Annotated in this window: 24 protein-coding genes and 1 tRNA gene; 14 read left to right on the forward strand and 11 right to left on the reverse strand. The window is 72.7% G+C overall.

Annotation, left to right across the window (positions count from 1 at the left end; all coding sequences use genetic code 11):
* The first annotated feature begins 12 nt into the window (after positions 1 to 12).
* The 5 genes from D0Z67_RS11410 (at position 13) to D0Z67_RS11430 (ending at position 3,752) form a co-directional block, all read left to right on the forward strand.
* Complete coding sequence (locus D0Z67_RS11410) at positions 13 to 1,413, forward strand: type III PLP-dependent enzyme domain-containing protein (protein WP_031184318.1); 1,401 nt, start codon at positions 13 to 15, stop codon at positions 1,411 to 1,413.
* Positions 1,414 to 1,608: 195 nt separating this feature from the next.
* Positions 1,609 to 1,998 carry a hypothetical protein gene (locus tag D0Z67_RS11415; RefSeq protein WP_078858580.1) on the forward strand — a complete coding sequence of 130 codons (390 nt, stop codon included), beginning with the start codon at positions 1,609 to 1,611 and terminating at the stop codon, positions 1,996 to 1,998.
* Positions 1,995 to 2,825: a hypothetical protein gene (locus D0Z67_RS11420; protein ID WP_031184317.1), complete on the forward strand. Its 831-nt coding sequence runs from the start codon at positions 1,995 to 1,997 to the stop codon at positions 2,823 to 2,825. The genes D0Z67_RS11415 and D0Z67_RS11420 overlap by 4 nt, the downstream gene beginning before the upstream one ends.
* 31 nt (positions 2,826 to 2,856) lie before the next feature.
* Positions 2,857 to 3,357 carry a roadblock/LC7 domain-containing protein gene (locus D0Z67_RS11425; RefSeq protein ID WP_031184316.1) on the forward strand — a complete coding sequence of 167 codons (501 nt, stop codon included), beginning with the start codon at positions 2,857 to 2,859 and terminating at the stop codon, positions 3,355 to 3,357.
* 23 nt (positions 3,358 to 3,380) lie between these two features.
* The gene (locus D0Z67_RS11430; protein WP_031184315.1) at positions 3,381 to 3,752 is read left to right on the forward strand and encodes a roadblock/LC7 domain-containing protein; all 372 of its coding nucleotides are present in this window, start codon (positions 3,381 to 3,383) and stop codon (positions 3,750 to 3,752) included.
* 73 nt (positions 3,753 to 3,825) lie between these two features.
* Here the strand turns inward: D0Z67_RS11430 and D0Z67_RS11435 are convergent, their stop codons facing one another.
* Both D0Z67_RS11435 and D0Z67_RS11440 read right to left on the reverse strand, forming a co-directional pair.
* Entirely contained in the window at positions 3,826 to 4,668 is an 843-nt protein-coding gene (locus D0Z67_RS11435; RefSeq protein ID WP_031184314.1) for a MurR/RpiR family transcriptional regulator, read from the reverse strand.
* Between the two features lie 148 nt (positions 4,669 to 4,816).
* The gene (locus tag D0Z67_RS11440) at positions 4,817 to 6,154 is read right to left on the reverse strand and encodes an aminotransferase-like domain-containing protein (protein ID WP_031184313.1); all 1,338 of its coding nucleotides are present in this window, start codon (positions 6,152 to 6,154) and stop codon (positions 4,817 to 4,819) included.
* 113 nt (positions 6,155 to 6,267) lie between these two features.
* Here D0Z67_RS11440 and D0Z67_RS11445 point away from each other — a divergent pair, with 113 nt between their 5' ends.
* Complete coding sequence (locus D0Z67_RS11445; protein ID WP_031184312.1) at positions 6,268 to 6,918, forward strand: LysE family translocator; 651 nt, start codon at positions 6,268 to 6,270, stop codon at positions 6,916 to 6,918.
* 294 nt (positions 6,919 to 7,212) lie between these two features.
* On the opposite strand, the gene D0Z67_RS11450 is transcribed toward D0Z67_RS11445, so the two are convergent.
* Positions 7,213 to 8,613 (reverse strand): cystathionine beta-synthase, encoded by a 1,401-nt coding sequence (locus D0Z67_RS11450; protein ID WP_031184311.1) that lies wholly within the window; start codon positions 8,611 to 8,613, stop codon positions 7,213 to 7,215.
* 161 nt (positions 8,614 to 8,774) lie between these two features.
* On the opposite strand from D0Z67_RS11450, the gene D0Z67_RS11455 reads away from it, so the two are divergent.
* The 3 genes from D0Z67_RS11455 to D0Z67_RS11465 all read left to right on the forward strand — a co-directional run bounded on the left by D0Z67_RS11455 (position 8,775) and on the right by D0Z67_RS11465 (position 12,249).
* Positions 8,775 to 9,794 carry an SGNH/GDSL hydrolase family protein gene (locus D0Z67_RS11455; RefSeq protein ID WP_031184310.1) on the forward strand — a complete coding sequence of 340 codons (1,020 nt, stop codon included), beginning with the start codon at positions 8,775 to 8,777 and terminating at the stop codon, positions 9,792 to 9,794.
* 156 nt (positions 9,795 to 9,950) lie between these two features.
* Positions 9,951 to 11,171, forward strand: coding sequence for an acetyl-CoA C-acetyltransferase (locus D0Z67_RS11460; protein ID WP_031184309.1), 1,221 nt, complete (start codon positions 9,951 to 9,953; stop codon positions 11,169 to 11,171).
* A gap of 295 nt (positions 11,172 to 11,466) precedes the next feature.
* Positions 11,467 to 12,249 (forward strand): hypothetical protein, encoded by a 783-nt coding sequence (locus D0Z67_RS11465; protein WP_031184308.1) that lies wholly within the window; start codon positions 11,467 to 11,469, stop codon positions 12,247 to 12,249.
* A 10-nt stretch (positions 12,250 to 12,259) separates the two neighbouring features.
* Here D0Z67_RS11465 and D0Z67_RS11470 read toward each other — a convergent pair whose 3' ends face one another.
* Complete coding sequence (locus D0Z67_RS11470) at positions 12,260 to 12,580, reverse strand: hypothetical protein (RefSeq protein ID WP_078873775.1); 321 nt, start codon at positions 12,578 to 12,580, stop codon at positions 12,260 to 12,262.
* 98 nt (positions 12,581 to 12,678) lie between these two features.
* Between D0Z67_RS11470 and D0Z67_RS11475 the strand changes: the two genes are divergently transcribed.
* Positions 12,679 to 12,909 carry a DUF4287 domain-containing protein gene (locus tag D0Z67_RS11475; RefSeq protein WP_031184306.1) on the forward strand — a complete coding sequence of 77 codons (231 nt, stop codon included), beginning with the start codon at positions 12,679 to 12,681 and terminating at the stop codon, positions 12,907 to 12,909.
* Between the two features lie 72 nt (positions 12,910 to 12,981).
* Here D0Z67_RS11475 and D0Z67_RS11480 read toward each other — a convergent pair whose 3' ends face one another.
* The 5 genes from D0Z67_RS11480 to D0Z67_RS11500 form a co-directional block, all read right to left on the reverse strand.
* The gene (locus D0Z67_RS11480) at positions 12,982 to 13,842 is read right to left on the reverse strand and encodes a Bax inhibitor-1/YccA family protein (RefSeq protein ID WP_031184305.1); all 861 of its coding nucleotides are present in this window, start codon (positions 13,840 to 13,842) and stop codon (positions 12,982 to 12,984) included.
* A 265-nt stretch (positions 13,843 to 14,107) separates the two neighbouring features.
* Positions 14,108 to 14,779, reverse strand: coding sequence for a hypothetical protein (locus D0Z67_RS11485; protein WP_031184304.1), 672 nt, complete (start codon positions 14,777 to 14,779; stop codon positions 14,108 to 14,110).
* Between the two features lie 87 nt (positions 14,780 to 14,866).
* A complete protein-coding gene (locus D0Z67_RS11490) occupies positions 14,867 to 16,810 on the reverse strand; it encodes a zinc metalloprotease (RefSeq protein WP_031184303.1) in 1,944 nt (647 codons plus the stop codon).
* 122 nt (positions 16,811 to 16,932) lie between these two features.
* Complete coding sequence (locus D0Z67_RS11495) at positions 16,933 to 17,151, reverse strand: hypothetical protein (RefSeq protein ID WP_031184302.1); 219 nt, start codon at positions 17,149 to 17,151, stop codon at positions 16,933 to 16,935.
* 75 nt (positions 17,152 to 17,226) lie between these two features.
* Positions 17,227 to 17,442: a hypothetical protein gene (locus D0Z67_RS11500; RefSeq protein WP_030814257.1), complete on the reverse strand. Its 216-nt coding sequence runs from the start codon at positions 17,440 to 17,442 to the stop codon at positions 17,227 to 17,229.
* A 239-nt stretch (positions 17,443 to 17,681) separates the two neighbouring features.
* On the opposite strand from D0Z67_RS11500, the gene D0Z67_RS11505 reads away from it, so the two are divergent.
* Complete coding sequence (locus D0Z67_RS11505; RefSeq protein WP_031184301.1) at positions 17,682 to 18,089, forward strand: helix-turn-helix domain-containing protein; 408 nt, start codon at positions 17,682 to 17,684, stop codon at positions 18,087 to 18,089.
* Between the two features lie 180 nt (positions 18,090 to 18,269).
* Complete coding sequence (locus tag D0Z67_RS11510) at positions 18,270 to 18,521, forward strand: hypothetical protein (protein WP_234312944.1); 252 nt, start codon at positions 18,270 to 18,272, stop codon at positions 18,519 to 18,521.
* A 38-nt stretch (positions 18,522 to 18,559) separates the two neighbouring features.
* Here the strand turns inward: D0Z67_RS11510 and D0Z67_RS11515 are convergent.
* A tRNA-Leu gene (locus D0Z67_RS11515) sits at positions 18,560 to 18,643 on the reverse strand.
* A gap of 389 nt (positions 18,644 to 19,032) precedes the next feature.
* Between D0Z67_RS11515 and D0Z67_RS11520 the strand changes: the two genes are divergently transcribed.
* Positions 19,033 to 19,803 carry an ABC transporter ATP-binding protein gene (locus tag D0Z67_RS11520; RefSeq protein ID WP_031184299.1) on the forward strand — a complete coding sequence of 257 codons (771 nt, stop codon included), beginning with the start codon at positions 19,033 to 19,035 and terminating at the stop codon, positions 19,801 to 19,803.
* The gene (locus tag D0Z67_RS11525; protein ID WP_031184298.1) at positions 19,803 to 22,331 is read left to right on the forward strand and encodes an ABC transporter permease; all 2,529 of its coding nucleotides are present in this window, start codon (positions 19,803 to 19,805) and stop codon (positions 22,329 to 22,331) included. Before D0Z67_RS11520 ends, D0Z67_RS11525 begins: the two co-directional genes overlap by 1 nt.
* A 60-nt stretch (positions 22,332 to 22,391) precedes the next feature.
* Here D0Z67_RS11525 and D0Z67_RS11530 read toward each other — a convergent pair whose 3' ends face one another.
* Entirely contained in the window at positions 22,392 to 23,696 is a 1,305-nt protein-coding gene (locus D0Z67_RS11530) for an SAM-dependent methyltransferase (RefSeq protein WP_031184297.1), read from the reverse strand.
* Positions 23,697 to 23,748: the final 52 nt, after the last annotated feature.

Here is a 23,748-nt window from a genome sequence, read left to right on the forward strand (position 1 = left end):
CGAGGGCACACCGTGGCACAGGAGACCGTGGAGCACGACGGCACCGAGAAGCGGGAGCGGGAGGCCGCCGCGCGTGTCGCCCGGCGGGACGCCGCCGTGCGGGGCGCGGTGGCCGGCGGGCTGCTCGGCCCGGACGCGCCGCTGGTCGCGCTGCTGGACGTGGCCGGCATCCGGGAGTCGGCGGCGGCCCTGCGCGCGGCGTTCGACGCGGTCGTGGCGCCGGGCACCCCGGTGCTGCACGCCTTCGCCGTGAAGGCGGCCCCGCTGGTGCCCGTACTGAGCCTGCTGCACGCGGCCGGCCTTGGCGCCGAGGCGGCGAGCCCCGGCGAGCTGGCCCTCGTGCGGGCGGCCGGGGTGCCCGCCTCGCGGACCGTGCTCGACTCCCCCGCCAAGACGCCCGGCGAGCTGCGCGAGGCGCTGGCGCTGGGGGTCGCCGTCAACGCGGACAACCCGCAGGAGCTGGCCCGCATCGACGCCCTGGTGGCGGCCGGGGCCACCGGCTCCCCGCTCGGCATCCGGGTGAACCCGCAGGTCGGGGGCGGGACCATCGGGGCGACCTCCACGGCGACGCCGACCTCGAAGTTCGGGGTGGCGCTGCTGGACGAGGGGGCCCGGGAGTGGGTGGTGCGGGCGTACCTGGACCGGCCCTGGCTGACCCGGCTGCACGCGCACACCGGCTCGCAGGGCATCCCGCTGCCGCTGATGGCACGGGGCGTGGCGGAGGCGTACGCGCTGGCGGAGGAGGTCAACGGGCGGGCCGGGCGGCGCCAGATCGACACCCTGGACATCGGCGGCGGCCTGCCCGTCGACTTCACGGCGGAGGCGACCGCGCCGACCTACGCGGAGTACGCCCGGCTGCTGGCCGCCGAGGTGCCGGGGCTGTTCGACGGACGGTACGGGCTGGTGACCGAGTTCGGCCGCTCGCTGCTGGCCAAGCACGGCACGGTGCTGGCGCGGGTGGAGTATGCCAAGAGCGCGGGCGGCCGGCGGATCGCGGTGACGCACGCGGGCGTGCAGGTGGCCACGCGGACGGTGTACGCCCCGGCGCAGTGGCCACTGCGGGTCGCCGCGTACGACGCCGGAGGGAAGCCCAAGTCCGGGCCGGAGGTGGTGCAGGACGTGGCGGGGCCGGCCTGTTTCTCCGGGGACCTGCTGGCCGAGGGCCGCGCCCTGCCCGCGCTGGAGCAGGGCGACCTGGCGGCCGTGCTGGACACCGGGGCCTATTACTTCGCGCACCACTACTCGTACAACTCCCTTGCCCGGCCCGGTGTCTACGGCTTCGTGCCGGACGGTGCCGGGGGCGTGGAGTTCGCGGTGGTGCGGGAGCCGCAGACGGTGGCGCAGATCGTGGCCGAGTCCGGCGGGGCGCACGCGGACGCGCTCACCACCCTGGACGCGCCCGGGAGCCGTTGACGCGGGAGTCCGCCCGGAGGACAAAGGCCCCCACGGACAAAGAGGCAACTTCCGCGCAACGCAGGCCAATCGACTCACACTAGTACGCCGGGCGCACGTTCCAACGGAAAATGCCAAAGCCCTCACCCGCCACGCACACGTTGCGTAGTGTCAGTGTCACTGAGCCGGAGACCCAGGCGGGGAGGGGAGCCCACGGTGCCCGGAATCGACGAATGCTTACTGGAAGCCATGCGGCTGCCCGGCGCGCGGGGAGCGGCGCTGGTGGACTGGACGAGCGGACTGGCCCTCGGCACGGTCGGCGAGGCGCCCGGCGGTGACCACGAGACCACGGCCGCCGAGGCCGCCGAACTGGCCCGGCTGGCCGCCGAGCACGGCGCCTTCTCGGCCGGCGAGAGCGAGGACGGGCGGCCGCCCGTCGAGGACGTGATCGTCAGCAACCACGACAGCTATCACCTGCTGCGGTTCGTGGACACGTCCTTCGACAGCAGCGTCTTCCTCCATCTGTGGGTGGGACGCGCGGAGGGCAATCTCGCGCTCGCCCGTATCAGGCTCGGCGAGATGGCCGACCGGCTGGTGCTGGGATGACCGTGGTGGACATACCCCCGCCGCTGCCTGTACGGGACCGGAGCGACCAGCGCGACCCGTCGGCGGGCGCCCTGTCCCCGATGCTCAGACGGCTGGCGGAGGAGGAGGCCACCGGTGTCCTCGTCCGCGAGCACGGCACCCTCTACCTGGCCCAGGGCCGCGTGGTGCACGCCGAGAGTCCGCTCGCCCCCGGCCTCGGCGTGCTCCTCACCGCCCACGGCACCCTCGCGGCGACCGCCTGGCAGCGCGCCACCGAGCACTTGGCGAGCCCCGCGGACGCCGCCCGGCTGGTGCTCGACGCCGGACTGCTCCCCGAGGGCGCGCTGGAGCTGTGCCACCTGGACGCGCTGTACGACGCCGGGTACTTCGCCCTCGCGCCGAGCAGCACCCCGGGCCGGTTCCGCTACGACGGCGCGCCCCGGCTGGGCCCGCTGCCCTCGGTGCCGGTGGTGGCACTGGAGCGGGAGACGCTGCGCCGGCGCCTGCTGCTGCACCGGCTCTGGCCCGACCCGGCCGCCGACAGCGCCCCGCTGATCCGCGCCGACCCGGCGGGCGCCGCCCAGGTCCCGCCCCGCCGCCGGGCGGTGCTGGAGCGGGTGGACGGGGTCCGTACCGCGCTGCGGATCGCCCACGACCTGGGGCGGCAGGCGTTCCACACCCTGGTGGACGTACGGCGGCTCACCGCGGACGGGCTGCTGGCGCCGATGCCGGTGGCGACCGCGCCGGACCCGCCGCCCGCGGGCTTCCATCCCCCCGCCCCGCTCACCGTCACCGACCCCGACATCGCGCTGCTGAAGAGGCTCAGGAATGCGCTGGAGGCGCTTTGAACGGCAACCGCCCGCCGAGAGGAGAGAGCTGATGCTGCCCGAATCGGACCTGGCCGCCGTCGTCGACGAGCTGCGGCGGCTACGCACCCGCGTACCCCAGCTCACCGGCGCCCTGGCGGCGGGCGTGGACGGCCTGGTCGTCGCCCACGACACCCCCGGCGTCGACCCCGACGGGCTGGCGGCGCTCACCGCGGCCTCGCTGGGCGTCGCCGTCCGGCTCGCCGACGCCACCGGCAACGGCAGCTTCCGGGAGCTGCTGGTGCGCGGCGAGCGCGGCTATGTCGCCACCTACGCGGCCGGCCGCACCGCCGTACTGACGCTGCTCGCGCAGGACCGGGTCAACGTGGGGCGGCTGCACCTGGAGGGCCGCCGGGCCGGTGCCCGCGTCGGGGAACTGCTCGACGCCGCCGAGGCCGAGGCCCGGCGCCGCCCGCCGGAGCGGCCCGCCCGGCCCGCGCCCGCCCGTACCCGCGCCGCCACCCGCACCCCCCGGGCCACGGCCACCGAAACACCTACCGCAACCGAGAGTTGAACCTCCGAAAGGACAGCAGAACCATGGCGAACACCGAAACGGCGCTGAAAGAGGCGCTCACCTCCATCGAGGGTGCCACCGGCGTCGCGCTCGTCGACTACACCAGCGGCATGGCGCTGGGCACGCTGGGCGGGAGCAAGACGTTCGACCTGAACGTGGCCGCCGCGGGCAACACCGACGTGATCCGCGCCAAGATGCGCACCATGGAGCACCTGGGGCTCAACGCCGAGATCGAGGACATCCTGATCACCCTGAGCGACCAGTACCACCTGATCCGGCTGCTCAAGGGCCGGGGCGGCAACGGCCTGTTCCTCTACCTGGTGCTGGACGGCCGGGCCAACCTGGCGATGGCGCGGCACCAGTTGAAGCGGATCGAGAACGAGCTGGAGGTCTGAGCGGAGGTCCGAGCCGCACCCACGCCGTGGCACGGCGGCGGACCCCGGCGGGGGTCGCGTCGCCGTACGGCTCTCACTCCACGAAGAGCCCCCGGGCCGAGGCCCGGGCGTCGAACTCCTCCAGCCGGGCCTGCGCGTCGGGCAGGCCGTCGCACAGCGCCTCCAGCAGGACCCGGCCCAGCAGCATCGGCGCGCACGCGGTGTCGAAGGCGAGCCCGGTGCCGACGGCGGCGGGCAGCAGCAGGTCGGAGTACTTGGCGACCGGCGCGAAGGCGGAGTCGGCCACCGTGACGATGGTCAGCCCGGCCTCCCTGGCGTACGCGAGGGTGTCCAGCACCTCGCGCGGATGCCGGGGCAGCGCGAAGCAGAGCAGCGCGGAGGCACCGGCCCGTACGGCGGCGTCGATGCGGTCCTGCACCATCGAGCCGCCCTCGTCGAGCAGCCGCACGTCGGGGTGGACCTTGGCGGCGAAGTAGGCGAAGCCGAACGCCTGCGGGGCGGCGGCGCGCAGCCCCAGCACCAGGAGCGGGCGGGAGGCGGCCAGCACCCGCCCCGCGCGCTCGACCGGGGCCGGGTCGGCGAGGAGTTCGGCGAGGTGGCGGAGGTTCTCGATCTCGGCCTCGACGGCCTGCTGGTACTCGTTGAACGCGCCGTTGTCCGAGGCCGGTTCGGCGGGCACGACCTCGCGCAGATGGCGGCGGAGCGCCGGGTAGCCGTCGAAGCCGAGGGCGACCGCGAACCGGGTGACGGAGGGCTGGCTGACCCCGGCCAGCTCGGCCAGCTCCACGCTGGACAGGAACGGCACGTCGGCCGCGCGGCGCACCATGCTGTGCGCGATGCGGCGCTGGGTGGGCGTGAGCCGGTGCCCCTCGAAGAGCGCCTGCAACCGGTTCGCAGGGCTGTCGCTCGCGCTCATGCCGCGCTCCCCCTCCAGATGTCGTCGGGTCCTGGACGCCCCCGCGCGGAAAGTACGGAGGGTACAGCGCCGGGGCGGGGTCGGGCACCGTCGCCCATTCAGCCACAAAGCCCTCTGCATACCTTTATACAGCGCGGCGGGCGGCCCGTCAGTCGGCGAGCAGATCCTCCGGCGCGGACCCCGCGATCCCGGCCAGGGTGTCCAGGGCGGCCGCGAGCACGTCGGCGGGCGGTGAGGCGAGGGCGAGCCGGACCGCGTGCGGGGCGCTGTCGCGGCGTACGGCGAAGGCGGCGGCCGGGGCGACGGCGATGCCGTGCCGCGCGGCGGCGGCGACGAAGGTGTCCGCGCGCCGCCCCTCGGGCAGCCGCCACCAGCAGTGATAGGCGCGGGCGTCCCCGCGCACGTCGAACCCGTCGAGCCGCCGGGCCGCGAGCGCCTGCCGTTCGGCCGCGTCCCGCTGCCTGTCCGCCACGAGCCTGTCGGCGGTGCCGTCGCGCTGCCAGCGCCGCATGACCTCCAGGGCGAACCGCATCGGGGTCCAGCCGCCGGAGCGCAGCGAGGTGGCCAGGGCGTCGGTGCGGGCCGGGGGTGCGACGAGGAATCCGAGGGTGAGGCCGGGGGCGACGCGCTTGGAGAGGCTGTCGACCAGCACGGTCCGCTCGGGCAACAGGGCCGCGAACGGCGGGAGTTCGCGGCGCAGGAAACCCCACACCGCGTCCTCGATGACGGTGAGGTCCAGCCGGGTCAGCACCTCGGCGAGCGCGGCCAGCCGGGCGGGCGGTGCGGTGAGCGAGAGCGGGTTGTGCAGGGTCGGCTGCGTGTACACCGCGTGCAGCGGGGCGCGCCGGTGCGCCCGCTCGACGGCGCCGGGGACGAGCCCCTGCTCATCCATGGCGAGCGGTACGAGCGTGACGCCGAGCCGGGCGGCGACGGTACGGATGACCGGGTACGTCAGCTCCTCCACCCCGAGCCGCCCGCCGGGCGGGACCAGGGCGGCGACGGCGGCGGAGACGGCCTGGCGGCCGTTCCCGGCGAACAGCACCTGTCCGGGGCCGGGGCGCCAGCCGCCCCGGGCGAGCAGGTCGGCGGCGGCCTCCCGGGCGGCGGGGGTGCCGGCGGCGCCGGCCGGGCGGAGGGCGTCGCCGAGGATGTCGGGGCGGGTGAGCGGGGCCAGGCCCTCGGCCAGCAGGGCGGCGTGGCCGGGCAGGGTGGAGTGGTTCAGCTCCAGGTCCACGCGGGCGGCGGCCGGTTCGGTGAGGGCGGGGGTTGCGGTCTCGGCTCCGGCGCGGACGTAGGTGCCCCGGCCGACCTCGCCGACGGTGAGGCCGCGGCGGGCGAGTTCGCGGTAGACGCGCGTGGCGGTGGACTCGGCGATGCCGTGCCGCCGGGCGAACGTCCGCTGCGGGGGCAGCCGGTCACCGGGGCGGAGGGCTCCGCCGCGGATCTCCTCGGCCACCGCGTCGGCCACGCTCCGGTAGTCGCTCACTCCAGCCCCCTCCCACGACATTGCCCCGAGAACAATAGCGGCTATTGCACCGAGAGTTGGCGGTTCATAGCCTCAGGGCAACACCGCTCACGCACCCAACGGGGGGACTTTCCATGCTCATCGAGCCCAGCGCGGCCCTGGGGGTGACGGTGGTGGCCCTGGGGATGGTCCTCACCCCGGGCCCGAACATGATCTACCTGGTCTCCCGCAGCATCACCCAGGGCAGGCGCGCCGGGCTGGTCTCCCTCGGCGGGGTGGCCCTGGGCTTCGTCGCCTACCTGCTGGCGGCCAACCTCGGCCTCTCGGTGCTCTTCCGCGCGGTGCCGGAGCTGTACATCGGGGTGAAGCTGGCCGGCGCGGGATACCTCGCGTATCTGGCCTGGTCGGCGCTGCGGCCGGGCGGCGTCTCGGTGTTCGCCCCGCGCGAGGTCCCGCCGGACTCCCCGCGCAGGCTCTTCACGATGGGGCTGATGACGAACCTGCTCAACCCGAAGATCGCCATCATGTACGTGTCCCTGATCCCGCAGTTCGTCGACCTGGACCGGGGTCACGTCCTCACCCAGGGCCTCCTGCTGGGCTCCTGCCAGATCGCGGTGAGCGTCGCGGTGAACCTCGCCGTCGTCCTCGCCGCCGGCACGATCGCCACGTTCCTGTCCCGGCGGCCGGCCTGGCTCAAGTTCCAGCGGTACGCGATGGGGACGGTGCTGGGGGCGCTGGCCGTCACCTTGGCGGTGGACACGTCTGGGCCGAGCGTCACGAGCTGAGACCCCGTGAGAAAGCCCCGTAGAAGAACATTCGCGGGGACCGCCGCACCCCCGGTGAAGGGGGGCGGGACGACGGCGGTCCCCGCGAAGGACGCGGGTCGGGTCAGGCCCGTGCGCGTCCGAGGCGCCGTGGGAGGTCCGGGAGCCGCTCCGAAGTCTCCTGGGCGCCGTTCGGCGTCGGCCGGGGCGGGGAGCCGCTCCCGTCCCTTGCCGACGCCCACTACTGTGCCGGGCCCGTGTTAAGCACGTGCTGCGCGCACGTGACACGCTCGTGCCGCTTGGGCCACGGCCCGGTCAAGGGCGGTCGTGGTGGGCGCCCTTGGCGAGGAAGGACAGCAGGTCCTGGCGGCTGACCACGCCGGTCGGCTTGCCGTCGACCAGGACGATCGCCGCGTCGGCCGCGCCGAGCACCGTCATCAGGTCGCCCACCGGCTCACCGGAGCCGACCTGCGGCAGCGGGGCCGACATGTGCTTCTCCAGGGGGTCGCCGAGCGAGGCCCGCTGGGAGAACAGCGCGTCCAGCAGCTCGCGCTCCACGACCGAGCCGACGACCTCGGCGGCCATCACGTCCGGGTGACCGGCGCCCGGCTTCACGACCGGCATCTGCGAGACGCCGTACTCGCGCAGCACCTCGATGGCCTGGCCGACCGTCTCCTCCGGGTGCATGTGGACCAGGGACGGGATGACACCGCCGGCCTTGTCCTTGAGCACGTCGGCGACGCGGGCGCTGGGGCCCTCGTCCTCCAGGAAGCCGTAGTCGGCCATCCACTCGTCGTTGAAGATCTTCGACAGGTAGCCGCGGCCGCTGTCCGGGAGCAGCACGACGACCACGTCGTCCGGACCGAGGTCCTCGGCGACGCGCAGCGCGGCGACGACCGCCATGCCGCAGGAGCCGCCGACCAGCAGGCCCTCCTCCTTGGCGAGGCGGCGGGTCATCTGGAAGGCGTCCTTGTCGGAGACCGGCACGATCCCGTCGGCCACGTTCCGGTCGTAGGCGGTCGGCCAGAAGTCCTCGCCGACGCCCTCGATCAGGTACGGGCGGCCCGAGCCGCCGGAGTAGACGGAGCCCTCCGGGTCGGCACCGATGACCTTGACCTTGCCGTCGCTGGCGTCCTTCAGGTAGTTGCCGGTGCCGGAGATGGTGCCGCCGGTGCCGACGCCCGCCACGAAGTGGGTGATCTTCCCGTCCGTCTGCTCCCACAGCTCGGGGCCGGTCGAGTGATAGTGCGAGGCGGGGTTGTTCGGGTTGGAGTACTGGTCGGGCTTCCACGCGCCCGGCGTCTCACGGACCAGCCGGTCGGACACGTTGTAGTACGAGTCCGGGTGCTCGGGGTCCACGGCGGTCGGGCAGACCACGACCTCGGCGCCGTACGCGCGCAGCACGTTGATCTTGTCCATGCTGACCTTGTCGGGGCACACGAAGATGCACTTGTACCCCTTCTGCTGCGCCACGATGGCGAGCCCGACACCGGTGTTGCCGCTGGTCGGCTCGACGATCGTGCCCCCGGGCTTCAGCTCCCCGCTCGCCTCGGCCGCCTCGATCATGCGCAGCGCGATGCGGTCCTTCACGGAACCGCCGGGGTTGAAGTACTCCACCTTGGCCAGGACGGTGGCCTGGATGCCCTCGGTCACGTTGTTGAGCCTCACCAGCGGGGTGTTGCCGACGAGGCTGATCATCGAGTCGTGGAAATGCACCGTTGTCTCCGGTTGCTTGCAAAAAACTGTGGTCGTCGTGGTTGTGCCAGCCTACGGCCAGCGGGAGAAGTCGCGGACGGGCCTTCACTCCGTGTGGAGATTGACGCACATGCCGTACGGGGCAAGGAGTGGGTACGGCTACGAGGAGGTGGCGGCGACGCATGACGAGCATGTCGAGGGCGAGAGTGGCCCGGCGCATCGCGGCCGGGGCGGCGTACGGAGGCGGCGGGCTCGGACTGGTGGGCGCGGCCGCCGTCGGACTGCTGCTGACGGAGATGCGGATGGCGCGGCGCCATGTGAACAACGGCTCCGCCACCGGCCGGGTCCCCCTGGCGGACGGTGTGTACGGCACGGGGTACGGGCGCTTCGGCGAACCCCCGCTGCGGCTGGCCGTGCTGGGCGACTCCACGGCCGCCGGGCAGGGCGTGCACCGGGCGGGCCAGACACCGGGCGCGCTGCTGGCCGCCGGGCTGGCGGCGGTGGCGGAGCGGCCGGTGTCGCTGCGCAACGTCGCCCTGCCGGGCGCCACCTCGGACGATCTGGAACGGCAGGTGGCGCTGGTGCTGGCCGCCCCGATCACCGCTCCCGACATCTGCGTGATCATGATCGGCGCCAACGACGTCACCCGCCGCATCCCGCCCACCCGCTCGGTGCGGCACCTGTCGGCGACGGTACGGCGGCTGCGCTCGGCCGGCGCCGAGGTGGTCGTCGGCACCTGTCCCGACCTCGGCACCATCGAGCCGGTGCGGCAGCCGCTGCGCTGGCTGGCCCGGCGCGCCTCGCGGCAGCTGGCGGCGGCGCAGACCATCGGGGCGGTGGAGCAGGGCGGCCGGACGGTGTCGCTGGGCGACCTGCTGGGCCCGGAGTTCGCGGCCAACCCCCGCGAGCTGTTCGGCCCGGACCACTACCACCCCTCGGCCGAGGGGTACGCGACGGCGGCGATGGCGGTGCTGCCCACCCTCTGCGCGGCGCTCGGCCTGTGGCCCGCCGAGGAGGAGCGGCCGGACGCCTCGCGCCGGGAGGGCTTCCTGCCGGTGGCCCGCGCGGCCGCCGAGGCGGCGTCGGAGGCGGGTACGGAGGTCGCGGCGGCGATGCCGACCGGGCCGCGCGGTCCGTGGGCGCTGCTCAAGCGGCGCAGGCGGCGCCGGGTGCGGGAGACGGAACCGGTCACACCGTCCTGAAGGGAACGACCCGCGACGGGAGGGAATGACATCGACCAAGCAAGCGCTTAGACAATTGCGGTCAGTGTCACACCGCCGCACCGGTGACCCGGGCCATACGTACGGGTAACTTCCGACTCGGCCCTGCCCGAACTCCCGCAAGCCTCTGGAGCCGTGATGCCCGAAGCCGTCATCGTCTCGACCGCCCGCTCCCCCATCGGCCGCGCCTTCAAGGGCTCCCTGAAGGACCTGCGCCCCGACGACCTCACCGCCACGATCATCCAGGCGGCGCTCGCCAAGGTCCCCGAGCTGGACCCGAGGGACATCGACGACCTGATGCTCGGCTGCGGTCTGCCCGGCGGCGAGCAGGGCAACAACCTCGGCCGGATCGTGGCCGTGCAGATGGGCATGGACCACCTGCCGGGCTGCACAATCACCCGCTACTGCTCCTCCTCGCTGCAGACCTCCCGGATGGCGCTGCACGCCATCAAGGCGGGCGAGGGCGACGTCTTCATCTCCGCCGGCGTGGAGATGGTCTCCCGCTTCACCAAGGGCAACTCCGACAGCCTGCCGGACACGCGCAACCCGCTCTTCGCCGAGGCCGAGGCCCGCACCGCGGCCGTCGCCGAGCAGGAGGGCACCACCTGGCACGACCCGCGCGAGGACGGCCTGGTCCCGGACGCGTACATCGCCATGGGCCAGACCGCCGAGAACCTGGCCCGGCTCAAGGGCATCACCCGCCGGGAGATGGACGAGTTCGGCGTCCGCTCGCAGAACCTCGCCGAAGAGGCCATCAAGAACGGCTTCTGGGAGCGCGAGATCACCCCGGTCACGCTGCCCGACGGCACCGTGGTCGGCAAGGACGACGGCCCGCGCGCGGGCGTCAGCCTGGAGGGCGTCGAGGGCCTGAAGCCGGTGTTCCGCCCCGACGGCCTGGTCACCGCGGCCAACTGCTGCCCGCTGAACGACGGCGCCGCGGCCCTGGTCATCATGAGCGACACCAAGGCCCGCGAGCTGGGCCTGACCCCGCTCGCCCGCATCGTCTCCACCGGTGTCTCCGGCCTCTCCCCCGAGATCATGGGCCTCGGCCCGGTCGAGGCGAGCAAGCAGGCGCTGAGCCGCGCCGGGCTCGGTGTCGGCGACATCGACCTGGTCGAGATCAACGAGGCGTTCGCCGCCCAGGTGATCCCCTCCTACCAGGAGCTGGGCATCGACCTGGACAAGCTCAACGTCAACGGCGGCGCCATCGCGGTCGGCCACCCCTTCGGCATGACCGGCGCCCGCATCACCGGCACGCTGATCAACTCGCTCCAGTTCCATGACAAGCAGTTCGGTCTGGAGACCATGTGCGTCGGCGGCGGCCAGGGCATGGCCATGGTCATCGAGCGCCTGAGCTGAAACCCTTTCCGATCGACCCTCGGTGACCGTCTCCGCACGGTCGGTCGAGAACGGCCCAGAACCCGGTAAAGCCCCCTGGTTCTGGGCCGTTTTGTGATCCAATCTCCCCCAGGGTGTGACCTATCTCGCCCACCGGGGGATCGGCGCAGGTCAGTGCCGTGACCCGAGGGGCGCCGGAGGCCGCCGGGGCCAGAACCCTGTCCGTTTCGTGACGTTACGCACTGACAGGCGGTCAGTCCACCCTTCAAGCTGAGGTAGGAAGTCGGGGGTCGACTTTGAACCTGGGAGTACGTCAGTGAGCGCCATGTCCATCGCCCTGCTGCTCACCACGGCCGCCACGGGCGCCGTGGGCGTCGCCGTCCTGTGCAGCGCGCTGCGGCTGCGCCGCCAGATCGCCGAGCTGCACACGCAGCTCGCCGCGAACCAGGCGGCCGAGATCCGCGCGCTGCTGCCCGCGGCCCGCACCACCGCCGACGCGGAGGAGATACGCGAGGCCGTGGCCGCCGCGCTCGCCGAGGAGCGGGAGCGCGAGCTGGCCGAGGCCCGCGCCTTCTGGGCCGCGCAGGAGGTCCGCGACCTCTCCGACGCGCCGCCCCCGCTGTACGGCCTGGACGCCGATACGTTCCTGCCCCGCGCGTCCGACTTCGCCGGCCTGGAGCCCGTCTCGGAGCCGGTGGTCGAGCCGGACGAGTTCGCCGGCGACTCCCCCGAGCTGGCCGCGGCCCGCCGCCGCCACCCCTCGCACCCGGACTTCGTCCCCGTGCAGTCGCCGGTGGGCGACGAGGAGGACCGCGCCGTCACCATCCTGGAGCGGCTCTCCGTGGAGGGCACCGCCCTCGCCGACGTCCGCCCCGGCCCGCTGGGCACGCTCGACGTCTATGTCTTCGCCGACGGCACCACGCTGTGCATGACGCCGGGCCACCGCGAGACCGCCGAACGGCTGGCCGCCGCGATCCAGGAGGGCGAGGCCCCCTGTCTGCTGGGCGGCTCGGGCATCTCCGGCGCCTTCACCCTGACCTTCGCCTGCGGCGAGGAGACGGTGTACGTCCTCGCCGACCGGGTCATCGCCTCGCTGTAGGGCCCGCGCCTCACACACCGGCCCGCTTGCGGGCCTCCTCGACCAGCTCGACGGCCTCCGCGAGCTGGTCCTCGCCTTGCCGGGCCTGCAGCGCGACCGCCAGGTCGTGCCCGGCCACCGTGATCTGGTCGGCCGCCGCGAACATCCCGGCGTCCGGCATCTCCCGCGACTCGCTGCCCGGCTCCTCCAGTTCCTGCGCCCGCCGGGCCAGCTCGCGCGCCACCTCCAGCGCCTCGGCGGCCGCGCCGCGCTGCAGCCGGCTCTGCGGGGCGGCCCGCAGCCGGTCGGCGAAGAGTTCCACTGCTTTGGTCAGGGGCGTCGTATCCAGCACGGGCCGAGCGTAACGCGGGCACTGTTGCCAAGCGGCCCGTGCTCGGGCACGGTGACCTCAAGGACCGGCCTTAATTTCCCTTGTGTCCGGAGGCGCCGATGTCCCAAGTCTTCTCCGAGGAGACCCACCGCAACCTGCTCGCCCGCATCCCGCACTGCACCGGCCGTGAAGTCACCGACTGGCTGCGCACCGTCGACGAGGGACCGTCCCTCTTCCGGTTCGAGGACAAGGTCAACTGGCTCCGTCACGAGCACAACCTCGCGTACGGCCACGCCAAGGCCCTCGTCCACGAGTACGACCTGAGGAGGGCCGCGCGGAAGCTGGGCTGACCCGCCCGGCCCCGCACATGCCGAAGGGCCCCCGGTGCCGGTGCACCGGGGGCCCTTCGCGGCGACGGGGCGCTAGTCGTTGCTGCTGAAGATGGCGACCAGGCGCAGCATCTCCAGGTAGATCCAGACCAGCGACACGGTGAGTCCGAAGGCGGCGAGCCAGGACTCCTCGCGCGGGGCGCCGTAGGCGATGCCGTCCTCGATCTGCTTGAAGTCCAGCGTCAGGAAGAACGCGCCGAGCAGGATGGCGATGACGCCGACGATCGCGCCGAGCGGGCCCATGCCGCGCAGACCGCCGTCCGGGGCGACCCCGAACGCGACCAGCAGCAGGTTGACCACCATGGCCAGCACGAACGCGAGGGCGATGGCCATGCCGATCCGGGCGTACCGGGCGGTGACGCGGATCCAGCCGGCCTTGTAGACCAGCAGGGTGGCGGCGGAGACCGCCATGGTGCCGAGCACCGCCTGGAAGGGGGCGCCGCTCCAGCGGCTGTTGTACATCTCGCTGATGACCCCGAGGAAGACGCCCTCGAAGGCCGCGTATCCCAGGATCAGCGCGGGCGACGGCTTGCGCTTGAAGCTCTGCACCAGGCCCAGGACCATGGCGATGATCGCGGACCCGAAGGCCAGGCCGAAGCTGGTCGTGGAGACCGGCAGCAGGGCCCAGGCGAGCACCGCGCCGACGACCACGACGCCCAGCGTGGTCGCCGAGCGGACGATCACGTCGTCCATCGTCATCCGGCCGGCCGCGGGCGGCGCCTGCGGCGGGGCACCCTGGCCGACGGTGGTCTGCGCGTACGGGTTCTGCGCATACGGGTTCTGGCCGTACGGGTTGCCCTGCGCGTACCCGGCCTGCGGTGCGGTGTCGAAGCCTGCGTAGCCGTTGTCGCGGCCGAACCCTCGGCGCGAGAAGACCGGGTTGCTGCTCCTCATTTCACTCCTCCATGGCTGCCGTGCGCAGCCTTGGCTCAAGAGTAATGGATTGGCAAAGGACCGTCAGTGCTCCTCAAGGAGGATCTTTCCTTCGCCGTGCTTGACCAACGCACCACGCGGAAGCCATGTTCCCAGCCCGGTCCTTTTATATGCGCAGGCCCACGCAGCCCGGCGCAGGCCCACGCGGAAGAGGCCGGCCGCCGGTCCCCCGCGGGAGGCGCTCACGGGAACCGGCGGCCGGCCGGGGAGGACGGTCAGACCGGGGTCAGTGGCCCGGCCAGCCGTCCAGTCGGCGGTGCAGGGTGACGTCCGGCTTCTCGGCGCCCTTGGGCGCCTTGGCCACGGCCTCCTTCAGGACGCCGTTCACCTCCGCCGCGAGGGCGTCCACCCGCTTCTGTAGCTCGGTGGCCGGCAGCGTGGACCGGGTCAGCGCGTCCAGCCTGCGGTGCACGTCGGCCAGCTGGCGGCGGGCCCCGGCGTCCAGGGTGAGCGCGTGGGGCGTGGAGACGACGAACTGGTAGGCGCCGGCCAGGGTCTGGCAGCCGTCGCAGTACTTGTTGGCCGCGTCGCTGACGTTGACCGCCTTCAGGTGGTGCGCGTCCCCGGCGACCGTGACGATCTGGAAGGACAGTGCGACCGAGCGGCAGTGGTCGTCCACCGAGCAGCCCATGGAGACCGCGTTGGCCTGGTTGCGCACGGAGGTCGCGCTGACCTTGCCGAACTGGCGGATGGTGAAGGAGTCGCGGGCCTGGGTGTGGTGGAGCCGGTTGGCGTTCGTGAACACGCTGTCCGACACCACCGCGGCCGCCCGCACGGGCCCGGTCGCGGCGTGCGCCGGGACGGCGGTGGCCACGCCCGCGGCACCGGCGGCGAGAAGGACGGTACGGACGGCCCGCCCGTTGAACGGGCTGCTGCGTGGTTTCCGGTGGCTGCTCATGGGTTCTCTCCCGAGGAAATGAAGGACGTGCTGGTGAAGGGGCCCGGCACACGCACGGTCGCGGCCGGGCCGGGGCCGCGACGGGGGTCAGGACGACGACACCGGGGCCGGTGGATCGGTGGTCGGTGCCGTCGAAGGCTCCGGGGTCGGTGTCGGGGTGGCGCTCTCCGACGGGACCGAGGAGGTCTCCGTGACCGGCGGTGGCGGCTGCGGCGGGGACGGATCGCCGCCTCCCGGCGCCGGGCCGCTGCCGCTCTCGCTCTGCTGGGGCCCGTCCTCGCCGCGCGTCGGCTTGTCCGGCGCCGTCGACGAGGCGGCGGACGGCTGCGAAGCGGAGGACGGGGCACCCGCCGAGGACGCGGCACTCGGGTCGCCCGGCTTGCCCTCGGCCGGTGTTCCCGGCGAGGCGGAGGGCTCACCGGAGGCCGCGCCCGGCCCGCCGGGGGCGCCCTGCGGACCGGCGCCCGGTGCAGAGGCGTCCGGGGACGGCGGCGGTGTGGTGGGCACCCCCGGCTGGAGGATCGGCGCGATGGGCGGCTTCTTCGGCAGCGGCTGCGGGGTCACCCCGGACATCCAGGCGTAGGCGAGCCCGCCGAGCCCGGCGAGCAGCAGCCCGCACAGCGCGATGCGCAGAGCCGGCCGTCCGGCCGTGGAGCGCTTGGCGAGCCGGATCAGCCGGCCGCCGATCTTCACGGAGAGATAGAGGACACCGGCCATCGGGAACAGCAGCATCAGCGTGCCGAGCACCCCGACGAGTCCGGGCAGCACGTCCCCCTGCGCGAACGCCGACCCCGTGCCGGTGACCTGCTCGGTGAGCGAGCGGATCATCGTGCTGATGATCCGGGGCAGGTTCCACAGCCCGTAGCCCAGCTCGCCGACGATCAGCGGCACCATGGTCAGCACCCAGGTGGCGACGATGACGCGCGCGGACTTCTTCAGCCCCGCGACCTCCTGGCGGGCCGACTGCCCCCGCTCGCCCGGCACCAGGGAGAGCAGGATCGGCTTGATCTTGCCGTACAGATCCGGGACGCCCGCGAGGTCGCCCAGGATGTAGTAGCCGTCCAGGCGGACGGCCGGCATGAGCTGTTCCAGGATCTCGAAGTGGCCGAGGTAGACCGCGGCCAGGAAGAACTGCTCCCCGGTGGCGAAGTAGGCGCCGGCCATGGCCAGCATGAAGACGACGTTGAAGTACACCCCGCCGAAGTCGGTGCGGATGCGCCCGGCCTTGTTGATCCGGTACACGTCGGTGACGTCGGTGTACATCGACGGCCAGATGAGGAAGAGACCGCAGCCGATGCAGCCGGGCCTCGCCCCGCCGTACCGGCACGCGGAGGCGTGGCCGAACTCGTGGAAGACGAGCGAGGCCACGGTGAGCGCGAAGACCAGCAGGATGAGCACCGGCTGGTCCAGCACCTCCAGCACCGGTTCGATCGCGCCGAAGAAGCCGAACAGCCAGACGTCCATGACGACGGCCGCCAGCAGCACCGCCGCGACCACCACCGGCCGGTGCAGCCAGGCCAGCGACTTCGCGATCCGGGCGGTGCGCCGCTCGTTGAAGATGACCCGGTGCCCCTTGAGGGCGAGCAGCAGGTCGGAGCGCGGGGCATCGACCTCGTCGCTCTCCTGACCCTCCGGGACCGTCACGCCCAGCGGGTCGAGCTTGTGCTCCACGAGATAGCGGACGTTCTCCCCGCTGACCTCGCGGCCGAAGCGCGCGCTGACCCGGTGGGCGATCGTGTCGTCGTCGCGGACCCCGTCGACGGACGACGCCACCAGGTACAGCAGGCGTGAGAGCTGCACGACCTGCCCGTCCCCCCGACGGGCGATGTACTTGGGCTCGGTGAAGCCCGAACCCTGGTACTCACCGTGCAGCCGCAGCCCCGCGCTCAGCCGCGGGACGGGCCGGCCCGGCACCCCGGCGGCCGGCAGGCTGCCGGTCGCCACCTGCTCGTACGTCACCGGCCAGCCACCGGGTCCGGGCAGCGGTCCGGTGTCGTAGAGCGTGGTCGTGCCGTTCCCCAGCACCGTCATCCGTGGTCTCCCCCCACATCGATGCCGCCGCACCGCCGCGCTCCCCCCGGCATGGCCGCGGGGGCGGACCGCCCCGCACTCGGGCGCGGTCCGCCCCCGTGACCGCCGTCGCGGCGGTGGTGCTACTGCTTGACGCTGATCGTCTGTCCGGCCTGCGACTGGGCGTCCGACCACAGCGAGTGGTCGTTGAGCGCGGCGGACTGGTTGGCGGCCTCGATGTTGGCCACGTGCTTGGTGACGTTGACCGTCTTGTTGAAGCTGAACTTCAGCTTGCCCAGGGCCTCGCGGCCCGGCAGCAGCTCCGCGGACTCGGAGTCCAGGTCCCGCATGTCCATGCTCATGATGGTGTTCCCCTCTTACCTTGTTGCTCGTGCTTGTCGTGCTTGCGTCGCCGTCTGTCTCCCGACGGGTGCGGACTACTGGCTGACGCTGATGGCCTGCGAGGCGCCGGAGCTGGCGACGGACCACGCCGAGTGGTCGTTGAGCGCGGCGGACTGGTTGGCCGCCTCGATGTTGGCGACGTGCTTGGTGACGTTCACCGTCTTGCCGAAGCTGAACTTCAGCTTGCCGAGGGCCTCGCGGCCGGGCAGCAGTTCGGCGGACTCGGCCTCGAGCTCGTGGGCGTCCATCATGGTGATTCCCCCTCGGGAAATGGGCATTTCCGGTCGGACCGAGTCAGGTTCCCCCCGGACTCTGTCCAACTTGGCCGGACGGGCTGTCCAACGAGATTGGACACTAGGCCCTCGCGGCGGCTGTCCGCAACCCTTTTGGGTATTCGCTCTTTCGGCGGTTCAGCTACTCGCCCGTAGACTCCCTCCCGACAGGGACGTGCGGCCGAGCGGCGAGCAGGACGAGCAGGAAGTGACCAACGGTGGCCAACGCACTGCAGCAGTTGATCCGCGAACGCCTGGACCGCGAGGGCTGGTCCTACGGCGAAGTGGCACGTCGCGGCGGTGTCCCCCGCTCCACCGTCCACCATCTGGCCACCACCGAGCGCGTGGTGCGCATGCCGCAGGCCGGCACCCTGGAGGGCCTCGCCAAGGGGCTCGAACTCCCGCTGGACACCGTCCGCCGGGCGGCCGCCGAGGCGTGCGGCATCCACGTGTACGGCAGTCCGGGCGGTGAGGACTCCGCACCGGCCGCGCCCCGCTCGGGCGACCCCGAGGTGGACCTGCTGATCGCCAGCGTGCAGCGGCTGTCGTCCGACGACCGCCGACATGTCACCGCGCTGGTGGAGTCCCTGCTCGGCCGCGCGGCGAAGCCGGAACCCGACGCCTGACCCGCGTACCGGGGCGCGCCGGGGGGTGTCCGGCGGGCGCCCTCACCCGGTCATGCTTCCGTCAACTCGGAAAAAGAAAGCAAGTCCACCCGAACGGGCCGAGATCCCCCGCTAGTCTCTCGTCCTGCCCGAGGAGCGAGAGCCGCACGACCACGGGCCCTTGGGGGGAACGTGTTGTTGGTGCATGGCGGCCCGGCCACCGCGGTGGTCCGGGGCCCGGACGGCGAGTCCGTCGTCCTCCTGTCCGGCGAGCTCCCCGAGGTCCTCACCGACCAGGCGGTCCGTGAACTCCTCGACCTCGCCGCGGCCATCCTGGACACCGCCGAACTGGCCCTCTTCCGCACCTGCCTGGACACCCTGCGCACGAACGGCATGCGAGCGGGCCGCAGCATCGAGGTCGACGGCGCGGTACTGACGGTCTACGAGGGCTGAGCGGACGGCTTCGGCCGGCCCGTCACGACAAGGGAATGTGCCCGGAGCCGGACTCGAACCGGCACGCCCGCGAAGGGGCAGCGAGGTTTAAGCTCGCCGTGTCTGCATTCCACCATCCGGGCAGGCCGTGGGCTCCGCATTCGAGATCCAGAGCCTATCGGGAGGGCTCACTCGGACAGCGGAAAGTACGGACCGACGTTGTCTTATTTTATTGATGTCTGAGGGTGCATCAGACCACGGAACGAGCCATCCGCACTTGCCAACAGCCTGCCGGGACACCCGGGCACCCGTACGCGGAATGACGGAATTTCACCTACCGAACAAGGGCGGTCCCCCTGTTCCTGGTGGTACGCCGCCTCAGGGTCGGCCGTCCTCCCCAGGTATGACACGGAGCGGCGCCGTCCGACCGGAGTCTCGGTAGGGAACGGGAACAGCGGCTGACCGGACGGCCACCGGGAACGGGGACCATGGGAACAGACCCCCGAGACCCGTCCGACAGGAGCCCCACCCCGTGACCACCACACCCACCACCGGCAGGACCACCGCCGTGGCCGCGCGCGCCACGGAGCTGTCGAAGATCTACGGGCAGGGTGAGACCCGAGTGGTCGCCCTGGACCGGGTCTCCGTCGAGTTCCGGCAGGCCGAGTTCACCGCGATCATGGGCCCCTCCGGCTCCGGCAAGTCCACGCTGATGCACTGCGTGGCCGGACTGGACTCCTTCTCCTCCGGCTCGGTGCGCATCGGCGAGACCGAGCTGGGCTCGCTGAAGGACAAGCAGCTCACACGGCTGCGCCGGGACAAGATCGGGTTCATCTTCCAGGCGTTCAACCTGCTCCCCACGCTGACCGCGCTGGAGAACATCACGCTGCCGATGGACATCGCGGGCCGCAAGCCCGACAAGGAGTGGCTGGACCGGGTCATCGGGATGGTGGGCCTCTCCGGACGCCTGACGCACCGCCCCTCCCAGCTCTCCGGCGGCCAGCAGCAGCGCGTCGCCGTGGCCCGCGCCCTGGCCTCCAAGCCGGAGATCATCTTCGGTGACGAGCCGACCGGAAACCTCGACTCCCGCTCCGGCGCCGAGGTGCTGGGCTTCCTGCGCAACTCGGTGCGCGAACTGGGCCAGACGGTGGTCATGGTGACCCACGACCCGGTCGCCGCCGCCTACGCGGACCGCGTGGTCTTCCTCGCCGACGGCCGGATCGTCGACGAGGTCCAGGACCCGACGGCCGACTCGGTCCTCGACCTGATGAAGCGCTTCGACGCGAAGGGCCGTACGAGCTGATGTTCCGCACCGCACTGCGCAACGTCCTCGCGCACAAGGCCCGGCTGATGATGACGGTGCTCGCCGTCATGCTCGGCGTCGCCTTCGTGTCCGGGACGCTGGTCTTCACCAACACCCTCTCCCGCGCCTTCGAGAACAGCTCCGCCCAGGGCTTCGACGGCGTCGACGTGGCCGTCAAGGCCAAGCACCAGGAGGCCAGCGGCGACCGGGTCGGCTCCACCCCGGACCTGACCCCGGCGCTGCTCGCCAAGGCGGAGAAGGTGCCCGGCGCCGCCTCCGCCACCGGTGTGGTCAGCGGCTTCACCGCGCTGGCCGACAAGCACGGCAAGCTGGTCGGCGACGGCTGGCAGTCCATGGGCGGCAACTACTGGGGCACCAAGGACCCCCGGTACAAGCTCGTCTCCGGCCACGCCCCGCACGGCAAGGGCGAGCTGCTGATCGACTCCGAGACCGCCCGCCGTACCGGCTACGGCGTCGGGGACACCGTCCGCCTCTCGGTCGACGGCCCGGTGCTCACCCCGCGCGTCGCCGGCATCTTCACCACCGACGACGGCAACGTGGCCGCGGGCGGCAGCCTCACCCTCTTCGACACGCCCACCGCGCAGGCCCTGCTCGGCAAGAAGGGCGCGTACGACGAGATCGACGTGACCGCCGCTCCCGGCACCAGCCAGAGCGCCCTGAAGTCCGCGCTGGACAAGGCGCTCCCGGCCGGCCAGGTCAGCACCACCACCGGGGAGAAGCTCGCCGCCGACCAGGCCGAGCAGATCTCCGCGTCGATGAGCGGTCTGCGCCAGGCGCTGCTGGTGTTCGCGGGCATCGCCCTGTTCGTCGGCACGTTCATCATCGCCAACACCTTCACCATGCTGGTCGCCCAGCGCACCAAGGAACTCGCCCTGCTGCGCGCCGTCGGCGCCTCGCGCGGCCAGGTCACCCGCTCGGTGCTGACCGAGGCGCTCGCGGTCGGCACGGTCGCGGGCGTCGCGGGTCTGGCCGCCGGTGTCGGCATCGGCGCCGGACTGCGTGCCCTGCTGGGCTCCTTCGGCGCGAGCATGCCGGACGGGCCGCTCGTCGTCACGCCGGGCACGGTCGTCGCCGCGCTCGCCGTCGGCATCGTCATCACCGTGCTCGCCGCCTGGCTGCCCGGCCGCCGGGCCGCGAAGATCCCGCCGGTCGCGGCGATGAGCAGCCTGCACGCGACCGCCACCACCCGCTCGCTGGTGGTGCGCAACACCATCGGCACCCTGTTCGCGGCGGCCGGCGCGGCCGTGGTGTTCGCGGCCACCACCATGGACACCGACAAGGGCCAGGGCGCGATGGGCCTCGGCGCGGTCCTGCTGATCATCGGCGTGTTCGTGCTGACCCCGCTGCTGTCCCGCCCGCTGATCGCGGCCGCCGCCCCGCTGCTGCGCCTGTTCGGCGTCTCGGGCCGCCTGGCCCGGCAGAACGCGGTGCGCAACCCCCGCCGTACGGCGGCCACCGCGTCCGCGCTGATGATCGGCCTGACCCTGATCACCGGCATGACGGTGATGGCGGGCAGCCTGCAGAAGTCGATCGACAAGATGGCCGCGTCCTCGATCCGCGCGGACTACGTCGTCTCGATGGCCAACCGCACCCCGCTCTCCCCCGACGTGGCCACCAGGCTGGCCGCCACCGACGGGGTCACCGCCTCCAGCCCGCTGCGCAACGGCGCCTCCCGCATCGGCGGCGAGACGGAGTACCTGACCGGTGTCACCGGTTCGTCGATCGGCGAGCTGACCGACCTGAAGGTGAAGCAGGGCACGTTCGACGTGTCCGGCGACCGGATCGTGGTGGACGCCGACCGGGCCGAGGAGCACGGCTGGAAGGCCGGTTCGAAGCTCGCCGCGCACTTCGAGGACGGCAAGCGGGCCACGCTGACCGTCGCCGGGGTGTACGAGGGCAACGAGATGATCCGGGGCATCATGATCGACGACAAGGTGCTCACCCCGCACCTGCGCGCCCCGGCCGACATGCAGGTCCTGGTCCGCACGGCGGACGGCGCCTCGGACGCCACCAAGGACCGGCTGGCCAAGGCCCTCGGCTCCAACCCGGCCATCCAGGTGCAGGACAAGCAGGACATCACCGACGGCATCGCCAAGGTCTTCACGCTGATGCTGAACCTGGTCTACGGCCTGCTCGGCATGGCCGTGGTGGTCGCGGTGCTCGGTGTCATCAACACGCTGGCCATGTCGGTGTTCGAGCGCTCCCAGGAGATCGGGATGCTGCGCGCGATCGGCCTGGAGCGCGGGTCGGTGAAGCGGATGGTCCGGCTGGAGTCCCTGGTGATCTCGCTGTTCGGCGGGGTGCTGGGCATCGGGCTCGGCGTGTTCTTCGGCTGGGCGGCCGGTGAGCTGCTGGGCACGAAGATGGCGACGTACGAGCTGGTGCTGCCCTGGTCCCGGCTGGTGCTGTTCCTGCTGCTGGCGGCCCTGGTCGGCGTGCTGGCGGCGCTGTGGCCGGCCCGGCGCGCGGCCAGGCTGAACGTGCTCGGCGCGATCAAGGCCGAGTAGCCCTCGGACACAGTCGTGGGGCCCCGTTCCGGGATCGGAACGGGGCCCCACGGTCGTTCGTCAGGTGTTCCAGGTGCGGGTGCGCGCCGGGAGGCCCGACGTGCCGGTCTCCGGGGTGCGGACGGCGAGGACCTGGTTGACGCCGATCTGGTTGCGCTCGAAGGCCAGCGCCGAGGCCGCCATGTACAGCCGCCACACCCGGGCCCGGCCGAACCCGGCGAGCCGGGTGGCGCGGGCCCAGTCGCCCTCCAGGTTGGTCACCCAGGCGCGCAGGGTGCGGGCGTAGTGCTCGCGCAGCGACTCCACGTCCCGCACCTCGAACCCGGCGCGCTCCAGCATGGTGACGGTGGTGCCGAGCGGGGCGAGTTCGCCGTCGGGGAAGACGTAGGAGTCGATGAAGGCGTCCACCTCGTACGCCGTCTCGTCCTGCTGGGGGCGGCGGGCGATCTGGTGGTTGAGCAGGCGTCCGCCGGGCTTCAGCAGGCCGTACAGGTCGCGGGCGTACTCCAGGTAGCGTTCGGCGCCGACGTGTTCGGCCATGCCGATGGAGGAGATCGCGTCGTAGGGGCCGTCGCGGACGTCGCGGTAGTCCTGGACGCGGATCTCGACGCGGTCGGTGAGGCCCTCGTCGGCGACGCGCTTGCGGGCGAAGGCGGCCTGCTCCTGGGAGAGGGTGACGCCGACGACGCTCACCCCGTGCTCGCGGGCGGCGTGCACGGCCATCGAGCCCCAGCCGCAGCCCACGTCCAGCAGCCGCTGACCGGGCTTCAGACCGAGCTTGCGACAGACGAGTTCGAGCTTGTCGCGCTGGGCGGTCTCCAGCGAAACGCCTTCCTCCGGGGCCTCCCAGTAGGCGCAGGAGTACACCATGGACGGGCCGAGGACGAGGGCGTAGAAGTCGTTGCCCACGTCGTAGTGGTGGCTGATGGCCCGCTTGTCGGTGCGGCGGGTGTGCAGATGGCGCCGTCTGCGGACCTCCTCGCGCGGCGGGGCGGGCGGCAGCGGCGGACCGACGAGCCGGATCAGGTCGCGGACGGCGGCCCGCGCGGCGGGGTCGCGCACGGTGTCGGCGAGGGAGCGGCCGCCGCCCTCGTCGTCGTGCTCCCACAGCAGGCCGGCCATGGCGCCGAGGGCGGTGTAGAGATCGCCCTCGATGTCCAGGTCCCCGGCCACCCAGGCGCGGGCCATGCCCAGTTCGCCCGGCTTGAACAGCATGCGGCGCAGGGCGCGCCGGTTGCGCACGACGATCACGGGGGCCCCCGGCGGCCCGGCCTGGGAGCCGTCCCAGGCACGTACCCGCACCGGGAGGGGGGCTCCCAGCAGTTGTTCGGCGACACTCACCAAGCGCGACGCGGCGTCGGCCATGACGCACACCTCCAAGACGACGATCCCGGATGTCCGTTACCACGTAAACACC

It is taken from the genome of Streptomyces seoulensis, from assembly GCF_004328625.1.
GTDB classification, from domain to species: Bacteria; Actinomycetota; Actinomycetes; order Streptomycetales; family Streptomycetaceae; genus Streptomyces; species Streptomyces seoulensis.

Excerpts from the sequence above, each read along its gene's own strand:
- D0Z67_RS11530 (WP_031184297.1), bottom strand. The coding sequence starts at position 23,696 with ATGGCCGACGCCGCGTCGCGCTTGGTGAGTGTCGCCGAACAACTGCTG.
- D0Z67_RS11460 (WP_031184309.1), top strand. The coding sequence starts at position 9,951 with ATGCCCGAAGCCGTCATCGTCTCGACCGCCCGCTCCCCCATCGGCCGC.
- D0Z67_RS11445 (WP_031184312.1), top strand. The coding sequence starts at position 6,268 with ATGCTCATCGAGCCCAGCGCGGCCCTGGGGGTGACGGTGGTGGCCCTG.
- D0Z67_RS11420 (WP_031184317.1), top strand. The coding sequence starts at position 1,995 with ATGACCGTGGTGGACATACCCCCGCCGCTGCCTGTACGGGACCGGAGC.
- D0Z67_RS11430 (WP_031184315.1), top strand. The coding sequence starts at position 3,381 with ATGGCGAACACCGAAACGGCGCTGAAAGAGGCGCTCACCTCCATCGAG.
- D0Z67_RS11425 (WP_031184316.1), top strand. The coding sequence starts at position 2,857 with ATGCTGCCCGAATCGGACCTGGCCGCCGTCGTCGACGAGCTGCGGCGG.
- D0Z67_RS11480 (WP_031184305.1), bottom strand. The coding sequence starts at position 13,842 with ATGAGGAGCAGCAACCCGGTCTTCTCGCGCCGAGGGTTCGGCCGCGAC.
- D0Z67_RS11435 (WP_031184314.1), bottom strand. The coding sequence starts at position 4,668 with ATGAGCGCGAGCGACAGCCCTGCGAACCGGTTGCAGGCGCTCTTCGAG.
- D0Z67_RS11485 (WP_031184304.1), bottom strand. The coding sequence starts at position 14,779 with ATGAGCAGCCACCGGAAACCACGCAGCAGCCCGTTCAACGGGCGGGCC.
- D0Z67_RS11455 (WP_031184310.1), top strand. The coding sequence starts at position 8,775 with ATGACGAGCATGTCGAGGGCGAGAGTGGCCCGGCGCATCGCGGCCGGG.
- D0Z67_RS11490 (WP_031184303.1), bottom strand. The coding sequence starts at position 16,810 with ATGACGGTGCTGGGGAACGGCACGACCACGCTCTACGACACCGGACCG.
- D0Z67_RS11495 (WP_031184302.1), bottom strand. The coding sequence starts at position 17,151 with ATGAGCATGGACATGCGGGACCTGGACTCCGAGTCCGCGGAGCTGCTG.
- D0Z67_RS11500 (WP_030814257.1), bottom strand. The coding sequence starts at position 17,442 with ATGATGGACGCCCACGAGCTCGAGGCCGAGTCCGCCGAACTGCTGCCC.
- D0Z67_RS11525 (WP_031184298.1), top strand. The coding sequence starts at position 19,803 with ATGTTCCGCACCGCACTGCGCAACGTCCTCGCGCACAAGGCCCGGCTG.
- D0Z67_RS11475 (WP_031184306.1), top strand. The coding sequence starts at position 12,679 with ATGTCCCAAGTCTTCTCCGAGGAGACCCACCGCAACCTGCTCGCCCGC.